General features: G+C 69.7%; 9 protein-coding genes (1 of these 9 running past the window's edge). 5 read left to right on the top strand and 4 right to left on the bottom strand.

Features of this window, described 5'->3' with window-relative positions:
- Positions 1-212, top strand: the 3' portion of a protein-coding gene (gene sufD / locus F8S09_RS09010) for a Fe-S cluster assembly protein SufD (protein ID WP_152871164.1). 1,147 nt of this gene lie to the left of the window's left edge; the window shows 212 of its 1,359 coding nt (coding positions 1,148-1,359); its start codon lies off the left edge, out of view; it ends in the stop codon at positions 210-212.
- Between the two features lie 16 nt (positions 213-228).
- Here the strand turns inward: sufD and F8S09_RS09005 are convergent, their stop codons facing one another.
- The 3 genes from F8S09_RS09005 to F8S09_RS08995 form a co-directional block, all read right to left on the bottom strand.
- Positions 229-804, bottom strand: a complete 576-nt coding sequence (locus F8S09_RS09005) for a hypothetical protein (protein WP_152871163.1) — start codon at positions 802-804, stop codon at positions 229-231.
- On the bottom strand, positions 794-1,210 hold the full coding sequence (locus tag F8S09_RS09000; RefSeq protein WP_152871162.1) for a pyridoxamine 5'-phosphate oxidase family protein: 417 nt from the start codon (positions 1,208-1,210) through the stop codon (positions 794-796). The genes F8S09_RS09005 and F8S09_RS09000 overlap by 11 nt, the downstream gene beginning before the upstream one ends.
- 93 nt (positions 1,211-1,303) lie before the next feature.
- The gene (locus tag F8S09_RS08995) at positions 1,304-1,762 is read right to left on the bottom strand and encodes a cupin domain-containing protein (RefSeq protein ID WP_152871161.1); all 459 of its coding nucleotides are present in this window, start codon (positions 1,760-1,762) and stop codon (positions 1,304-1,306) included.
- Positions 1,763-1,798: 36 nt separating this feature from the next.
- Between F8S09_RS08995 and F8S09_RS08990 the strand changes: the two genes are divergently transcribed.
- On the top strand, positions 1,799-2,839 hold the full coding sequence (locus tag F8S09_RS08990) for an aminopeptidase (RefSeq protein ID WP_194165288.1): 1,041 nt from the start codon (positions 1,799-1,801) through the stop codon (positions 2,837-2,839).
- 51 nt (positions 2,840-2,890) lie between these two features.
- Here F8S09_RS08990 and F8S09_RS08985 read toward each other — a convergent pair whose 3' ends face one another.
- Positions 2,891-3,616 (bottom strand): 50S ribosomal protein L25/general stress protein Ctc, encoded by a 726-nt coding sequence (locus tag F8S09_RS08985; RefSeq protein ID WP_152871159.1) that lies wholly within the window; start codon positions 3,614-3,616, stop codon positions 2,891-2,893.
- Between the two features lie 159 nt (positions 3,617-3,775).
- Here F8S09_RS08985 and F8S09_RS08980 point away from each other — a divergent pair, with 159 nt between their 5' ends.
- The 3 genes from F8S09_RS08980 (at position 3,776) to accB (ending at position 6,409) form a co-directional block, all read left to right on the top strand.
- Positions 3,776-5,044, top strand: coding sequence for a hypothetical protein (locus F8S09_RS08980; RefSeq protein ID WP_152871158.1), 1,269 nt, complete (start codon positions 3,776-3,778; stop codon positions 5,042-5,044).
- 128 nt (positions 5,045-5,172) lie between these two features.
- Positions 5,173-5,730 (top strand): elongation factor P, encoded by a 558-nt coding sequence (efp, locus tag F8S09_RS08975; RefSeq protein ID WP_152871157.1) that lies wholly within the window; start codon positions 5,173-5,175, stop codon positions 5,728-5,730.
- 139 nt (positions 5,731-5,869) lie between these two features.
- Complete coding sequence (accB, locus tag F8S09_RS08970) at positions 5,870-6,409, top strand: acetyl-CoA carboxylase biotin carboxyl carrier protein (protein ID WP_152871156.1); 540 nt, start codon at positions 5,870-5,872, stop codon at positions 6,407-6,409.
- The last annotated feature ends 38 nt before the right edge of the window (positions 6,410-6,447 follow it).

Raw genomic sequence — 6,447 nt, 5'->3', positions numbered from 1 at the left:
ACGCGAACGACGTGCGCTGCTCGCACGGCTCGACCACCGGCCCCGTCAATCAGGAGGCCCTGTTCTTCCTGCGCTCGCGCGGCATCCACAAGGAACTCGCCGAGAAGATGCTCGTCACCGCCTTTCTGGAAGACGTGCTCTCGCGGGTGCCGCTCCAGAGTGTGGTGAAGTACATTGAGGGCATCATTGCGGAGAAGGTGGGGGCGGCGTAAGGAAAGCAGTCAGCTTTCAGCCATCAGCGGTCAGTCCTGTGGGGGGGCTGGCCGCTTCACGCTGAATCGTTTCTCCCAACAGAGCGAACGGCACCCGTGCCAGTCCCAAGCCCTCCAGAGCTGTTAGGGAGACTGATTTCTGGGTGGCGAAGCGGGCGTTCAGGCGGCGGGTCGAGCAGACGAGGAAGAACCATTGCCCCAGGTCGAGGGGGTCGGCGCTCGCCCGCTCCCGCGCCGTGAAAACGCAGAAGACGTACATCTCCGCCGAGCGAGTCGCCTCGGTCGCGGAGACGTTGGTTTCGGCATCCCACCCGTACTTGAGGCCGATGTCGAAGCGGATGGGGCTGGGTCGCCTCTGCGGCCACGCTTGCAGGTAAGCCGCCGATTTCACCTCGATCTTCAGGCCGTCGTCGGTTCGCAGGTCATAGGCGTCCCACTGGACGCGGGGACGGTGGGTGCAGCCCACGGCCCGCGCCACGAGGTATTCCGCTAGGACGCCCCGCCCCGTGTTGGCGAGGAAGTCGCCGTAGGCCCAGCGCCAGACCTTGGCGGGGTCGATGGGCGGCGGGGAGTCTGTCCGCTCACAACTCAATCTGCCCGTCCTCCTCGCCCCACCACTGGATGCGCTTGGCATCCACGACAAGCATCACCAGCCCCTCAGTGTCGAGGCCCTCCTTGAACCACTGGCGCAGCTCCTCGTGCCAGTGGTCTTTCATCACGCGGCGGTCGGTGAGCACGCGGGCCTCGCCCTGCACCGAGACGAACAGAAAGCCCTTGTCGGCCTTGAAGTTCAGTTGCACGTGCTTGTTTCCGGCGATGTCCTTTGCCATGCGCGAGTCGGCCCAGGTGAAGAAGTACGAGGTGCCGTTGTACTCGACCTCGCCGTTGTTGCTCATGGGGCGCGAGGCCAGGCGGCCGTGGCTGCTCACGGTGGTCAGCAGGCAGTAGTCCATGCCACGCATCTTCTGCGCGAGGGTGCTCATGGCTTTGGTCGTCATGTTCACAGGGTACGGAGGAGCCGTCGACGGGCGGAACTCCCCTTCAGAAGAGGCGTTGGCGGCTCCTGAAGCCACCCTTAAAGTTGAGGCCACTCAGTCGGTCGGTGCGCGTTCCCAGTCCGGTACCTGCCCCACCCTCTCCCGCGCCGCCTCCACGTCCGTCTCCTCCGGGCGGCATAGGTCCCACTCCCGGCCCCCCGCATAGGCGCCGATCACCAGCAGGTCGGCGCTGCTGCCGTCGTTCCGGTGGCCCGTCCCGGCGGGCAGGAGGAGCACATCTCCCTCGCCCACCGGCACCTGCGAGCCACCCTCGCCGCCCAGGGTGAGGCGAGCTTGCCCACGCACGACCACAAGGACCTCGTGGGCGGTCGAGTGGTAGTGGTGGAAGTCGTAGATGCCGTTTCGCCAGGCGTTCGTCCAGCCGCGTTTGGAGAGATGCCCCTCAATCTGGGCAGGCGTGCGGTCCGTCAGCGCGGCGCGGTAAATCAGCACGGGGCGGGGGTTGTTGGGCACATCCCCATTGGGCGCGAGAGGCAGGGATTCGGGGACCATGCTCCAGCCTACGCGCCCGCCGCTATGCTGCACCCCATGAAAGCCTGGGTGGTGGGCGGAGTGCTGATGCTGACCCTGAGTGGCTGCGGCGAGGTCCGGTATCTGACCCAGGCGGCGACCGGGCAACTCGACCTGCTGGTGCGGGCGCGGCCCGTGGCGGACGTACTGGCGGACCCCACGACCCCGCCGGAGACGCGCCGCAAGCTGGCGCTGGTGCAGGAAGTCCGCGCCTTCGCCGTGGGCGAGCTGGGTCTGCCCGACCGGGGGGCCTACCGCAAATATGTGGATGTGGGCCGCCCCTACGTCGTCTGGAACGTGTTCCGGGCACCGGAGTTCGGGCTGGACCTGCTGACCTCCTGCTTTCCGGTGGCCGGATGCGTGGGCTACCGGGGCTACTTCCGCGAGGCGGACGCGCGGGCTTACGCCGACACGCGGCGGGCGGCAGGCGAGGACGTGCGGGTAGGGGGCGTGAGCGCGTACAGCACGCTGGGTTACCTGCGCGACCCGGTGCTCTCGACCATGCTGGCCTACCCCGACCCCTCCCTGATCCGCACCGTGATCCATGAACTCGCCCACCCCGCCGTCTACGTGCCCGGCGATACCGTCTACAACGAGTCCTTCGCCACCGCCGTCGAGGAGGAAGGCTGGCGGCGCTGGCTGGCGGCCCACGGCACCCCGGACCTGGCCGAGGCCGACCAGGTGGGTCAGGAGCGGGCGCAGGCGTTCGAGGCGCTGCTGCTGGGCACGCGGGCCGAGTTGCAGGCCCTCTACGCGCAGCCCCTCGCGCCGGAGGAGATGCGCACGCGCAAGGCGGCAGTGCTAGCGGGCTTGCAGGACCGCTACGCGGCGCTCAAAGCGAGCTGGGGTGGCTATGCGGGCTACGATGGCTGGTTCGCCGCCGGGGTCAATAACGCGGCCCTCGCCTCGGTCGCGGCCTACGCGACGCTGGTGCCCGAATTCGGGGCGGCGCTGACCAGGGTCGGAGGCGCCCTTCCCGCCCTGTACGAGCTGGCGCGGCGCTGCGGCGAGCGGCCGTCCGGGGAACGGGTGACCTGCTTGCGAGGTGCAGGGGAATAAACGAAGGCCGGGACCCCCGACTGGGAATCCCGGCCCCGACGCAAAGGGGGTTTAGCCCTGGTTGGCCTCGTCGCTGGCCTCGGCGGTCTCGCGCTGGGCTTCGCTGCCCTCGGCGGCCTCGGCCTTGACTTCCTCGATGCTGGCGTCGCCCTCCAACACGGCGGCGGCGGCTTCCTCGGAGAGTTCCCCGGCAGCGACCAGACCGGCAACCTGGGCGGCCTGGGTCTCGGCTTCCAGCTCCTCGGCGCTGAGGCGGGGCGGCAGCACGCTGATGACCACGAGGTCCTCGTCCACCGCGAGCTTGACGCCCTCGGGGAGCTTGATCTGTCCGGCGGTCACGTGGTCGCCGATGTTCAGGGCAGCCACGTCCACGCTGATTTCCTGCGGGATGCGGCGGGGGCCGGGGGCCACGATATCGAGGTTGTGCACCACGATGTCAACGAGGCCGCCCATGACCTCACCCTGGCTCTTGCCCGACGTATGCACGGGCACGCTGACCTGCACCGGCTCGCCGTAGGTCACCAGGTAGAAGTCGGCGTGAATCGCCTCGCGGCGGCGCTTGTCCATCTGGACGGTCTTGACGAGGGCCGGGAAGGTTTCGCCGCCTTCGAGGGTGATGTCGAACAGGCCCGTCGTGCCCTGCTGACGGAAGGCGCGGTCAAAGGCCTTGCGCTCGATGGCGAAGGAGACGTTCTTCTCCTTGTTGTAGGCGACGGCGGGGATCAGTCCGGGCGCCAGCTTCTGCTGGCCGGTGCGGGGGATGGCTCTCAGTTCCATGTGCGTGTTTCCTCCGGGGTCCGCAGTGGCCGCCTCACCCGCGCCGCGTCCCGGACCCAGTCTCTTTGTACAGGAGGTCACGGAGACATGGGGGCGGGGGCCATGCAACCCTGGCAGTGTAGCAAATCGGGGCGGGCGCGGGGCACAGTACACTCCCCCATGCCCCCTTCCCCGCTCTCCTCCCGACTGGCACAGGCCCGCAGGCAGGTCCGGGCCGCGCCGGAGGACCTGTGGCCCGGCTTCCGGCCCGCCGAGGTTCCCCTGCTCAGCTTCGACGGCGAGGAAACCCACCTGACTGGCGCCGACCCGCAGGAGGCCGGCTGGCACCCCCACCCCGACGGCGGCTGGCGCTGGCCGGGGCGTCATCCGGCGCTGGTGGCGAACACGGCGGTCACGTTGCCGGGCGGGGCGCTCGCGGCGGGGATCCTGGCCGATGGTCTGGCGGAGCTGGACGCGCGGCGGCTCGCGGCCCTGCTCGTCCACGAGGCGTTCCATGTCCACCAAGCCGCTTACCCGTCGCCCGCGTGGGAGGCCGACGAGCTGGACGGGCTGACCTATCCCCGCACCGACCCTGGGGTCCTCCACGCACGCGCCGAGGAGGCCGCCTGTCTCGCAGCGGCGCTGGCCCACCCGGCGGACTGGAAAGCGCACGCCTGCCACGCCCTGGCCTGGCGGCAGGCCCGGTTCGCGGCGCTGGCCCCCGAGCACGTCCGCTACGAGCGGCGGATGGAGACGCGGGAAGGGCTGGCGCACTTCGTCGAGACGCGCTTTCTGGACGAGGTGTCCCGGCTGGACGGTGAGCAGGATGCCTCCGCCACCCCCCGCGAGTGGGCCTACCGCAGTGGCGCGGCCCTGGCCCATCTCCTGGCCCGAGTCGGGGATAAGTGGCAGGCCCAGGTGCTGGCGGGCACGGCATTGGACGAGGCTCTGGGGGCACGGGTCGGCGTGGCTGAACGCCCGTCCCCACGCGAGGCGTTGCGAGGGGCAGGGACGCAGGCCGCCGCGAAGACCGCCGCCGACCTCGCTGCCCTGGAGGCCGAGTTCCGGGCACTGCCCGGCCCCCGCCTGGTGCTGGAGCTGGGAGAGCCCTGGCCCGTGGTGGGCTTCGATCCGCTCAACCTCCACGCGCTGCCGGGCGGAGCCCTGCTGCACCGCCGCTACCTGCATCTGCGTGGGCCGGGGGGCGAGGTGGAACTGGTCGGGTTTCCGGCCCTCGCGTGGGGGGACAGTCCGCTGCGGGCTCACCGCCTGGAAGTGGCGGGGCTGCCGCTGGACCTTCAGCCGGGCCTCCAGGGCGACCGCTGGCAGCTTGGCGGGGAGGGGGTACGGGTCCACGTGGCACCGGGCACGGTGACGCCGGACGGGCGGGGCGGCTGGACAGTGTGCTCCGGGTGCGCACCTGAGTGCGCTCCGGGCCGCCTCTGCTAGAATCCGGCCTGTTGCCGAGCGGCGCCCCGGCAGACCTGGGGGAGCGCCCCGGCCAAATCCAGACTGGAACGGCCACACCGGCACGGCCCGCGCCCCTGGCAGGGCTCGGAACAAGGAGAGAGACAGACATGATCAGCGTGACGGAACTGCGCAACGGCACCAAGGTGGAGATGGACGGCGGGCTGTGGGAGTGCCTGGAGTACTCGCACCTCAAGATGGGGCGCGGCGGGGCCAAGGTCGTGACCAAGTTCCGCAACATGGAGACCGGCTCCATCGTGGACCGCACCTTCAACAGCGGCGAGAAATTGCAGGACATCTACGTCGAGGGCAAGAAGATGCAGTTCCTGTACAAGGACGGCTCGGACTTCGTGTTCATGGACCTGGAAACCTACGATCAGGTCCACCTGCCCCCCTCATTGGTGGGTGACGCCAGCAAGTTCATGAAGGAAAACACCGAGATCGAGGTGGCGATGTACGGCGAGAAGCCCCTGAGCATCACGCTGCCCAACCAGGTCATTCTCAAGATCACCCAGACCGACCCCGGCGTGCGCGGCGACACCGTCTCCGGCGGCACCAAGCCCGCCACCCTGGAGACGGGCGCGGTCGTGCAGGTGCCCCTCTTCGTGGAGCAGGGCACCGACGTGAAGGTCGATACCCGCACGGGCCAGTACCTCAGCCGCGCCTGATGACCCCCGCCCGAAGCGCCGCCTCCCGAGTGTGGGGGCGGCGTTTCCTGCGGCCGTTAGACTCGGTTCAGTTCGCCCCTGTTCGGCGGCGAGTGACCGCCTAAGCCCACCCGCACCGCTTACCCTTCCGGGAGGAACCATGAACCCAGACGACCTGAAAAAGATCCTCGACGCCCTCAGCCAGGCCGACGTGCGCGAGTTCAGCCTGACGACCGGCTCGTTCGCCCTCGACCTCAAGCGCGGGCCGCAGGCGGTGGGCATGGCAGCCCCGGCAAGCGCCCCTGCTCCGGCCCCCCACGCGGCGCCCAGCTTCCAGCCAGCAGCGGCAAGCAGCCCGGCACCCGCTCCCGCCGAGGCCCCCAGCGCTCCGACACCTGCGGCCTCCACCAGCGCCGCCGCCGAGACGCCTGCCCCCGCGGCGGCCCCCGCCAAGCCCGCCAGCGCCGGTACTCCGGTCAAGGCCCCCATCGTGGGGACCTTTTACGCGGCGAGCAGCCCCGACGCGCCCGCCTACGTCAAGGTGGGCGACACCGTGAGCGCCGGACAGGTGCTGTGCATCATCGAGGCGATGAAGCTCATGAACGAGATCGAGGCCGAGACCGGGGGCGTCGTGCGCGAGATTCTGGTGAAGAACGCCGAGCCGGTGGAGTACGGGCAGACCCTGTTCATCATCGAGTGAGAGCTTCCAGCCGCCAGCTTCCAGCTCTGGCCGCTGGG

The organism is Deinococcus terrestris (genome assembly GCF_009377345.1).
In the GTDB taxonomy this organism is placed as follows: domain Bacteria; phylum Deinococcota; class Deinococci; order Deinococcales; family Deinococcaceae; genus Deinococcus; species Deinococcus terrestris.
This window is presented reverse-complemented; position numbering and strand designations above follow the sequence as displayed.

Coding starts and splice junctions, on each gene's coding strand:
- F8S09_RS09000 (WP_152871162.1), bottom strand. CDS start 1,210: ATGACGACCAAAGCCATGAGCACCCTCGCGCAGAAGATGCGTGGCATG.
- efp (WP_152871157.1), top strand. CDS start 5,173: ATGATCAGCGTGACGGAACTGCGCAACGGCACCAAGGTGGAGATGGAC.
- F8S09_RS08995 (WP_152871161.1), bottom strand. CDS start 1,762: ATGGTCCCCGAATCCCTGCCTCTCGCGCCCAATGGGGATGTGCCCAAC.
- F8S09_RS08990 (WP_194165288.1), top strand. CDS start 1,799: ATGAAAGCCTGGGTGGTGGGCGGAGTGCTGATGCTGACCCTGAGTGGC.
- accB (WP_152871156.1), top strand. CDS start 5,870: ATGAACCCAGACGACCTGAAAAAGATCCTCGACGCCCTCAGCCAGGCC.
- F8S09_RS08985 (WP_152871159.1), bottom strand. CDS start 3,616: ATGGAACTGAGAGCCATCCCCCGCACCGGCCAGCAGAAGCTGGCGCCC.
- F8S09_RS08980 (WP_152871158.1), top strand. CDS start 3,776: ATGCCCCCTTCCCCGCTCTCCTCCCGACTGGCACAGGCCCGCAGGCAG.